The organism is Acetobacter papayae JCM 25143, assembly GCF_000613285.1.
GTDB lineage: Bacteria > Pseudomonadota > Alphaproteobacteria > Acetobacterales > Acetobacteraceae > Acetobacter > Acetobacter papayae.
Window position 1 is genome coordinate 1 of record NZ_BAIN01000162.1, and the last position, 975, is coordinate 975.

General features: G+C 67.7%; 2 protein-coding genes. Both read right to left on the reverse strand.

Annotated features, from left to right (window positions below):
* Positions 1-375: NTP transferase domain-containing protein (locus tag JCM25143_RS22190; RefSeq protein ID WP_025861854.1), on the reverse strand; the 375-nt coding region annotated here is incomplete at its 3' end.
* A partial coding sequence (locus JCM25143_RS15170; RefSeq protein ID WP_025861855.1) for an XdhC family protein occupies positions 375-975 on the reverse strand: 601 nt, incomplete at its 5' end. The genes JCM25143_RS15170 and JCM25143_RS22190, both read right to left, overlap by 1 nt.

A 975-nucleotide genomic window follows, 5' to 3' on the forward strand; every position in this document is an offset into this window, starting at 1 on the left:
GCATGGCCGCACGCACTCCGGCATGAGCGAGCGCGACAGGCCAAGTTCAGGCTGGCGCACGCAGGTCATGCGCAGCCGTCGCACTGGTTGCCTGCCTCCGGGGGCGAGGGGGGCTGAAGCCGGGGGCGCATTGGCCGGGCTTTCCAGCAGGGGGTGCAGTAGGGCCGCCATGTCGGGCCGCTCTGGCGGTAAAAGCACCAGCACTTCCTCCACCGCGCTAGCCAGCACGGCGTTGAGTGTGCGTAGCAGCATGGGCTGGCCCGAGGCATCGCATGCCAGCAGCTTATGGGCAGGGGCCGTGCGGCTTGAGCGCCCGGCCGCCAGAATAATGGCCATTGTGCCCGGCAGGGTGGAAGGGGGCGGGGTGCCGGGCATTACGGGTTGTCCCAGCCGCGCCGGGTTGCCAATGGGCCGTTGCGCCGCACGGCCACGATATCGGCCAGAATGGACAGGGCAATTTCCTCAGCACCCACAGCGCCAATAGCCAGCCCTACCGGCCCGCGAATACGCGCCAGAGCTTCGGGCGCGTAGCCAAGCTGTTGCAGGCGCTCAAGCCTGCTGGCCTGTGTTTTGCGCGAGCCCAGCGCACCAATATAGAAAGCCGGGCTACCCAGCGCCGTTTCCAGCGTGGGGTCATCCAGCTTGGCATCATGTGTCAGGGTAACGAGGGCTGTGGTGGAATCGATACCCAGTGCGGGCAGGGCTTCATCCGGCCATTCGGTTATCAGAGTTCGACCCGGCTCCAGACCGGGGAAACGCTCGGTCGTGGCCAGTGCCTCACGCGGGTCCACCACAATGGGGTCAAACCCCGTAAGGGCGGCCAGCCGGGCCAGATGCTGGGCAATATGAACCGCGCCCACAATCAGCAGGCGGGGCGGCGGTAGCAGCGGCTGCACAAACCAGTTCTGCCCGGCGCTGTCCGGGGTGAGCAGCCCCCGCCCGGTGGCCAGTGCATGCAGGGCGGCGCGGCCTAGG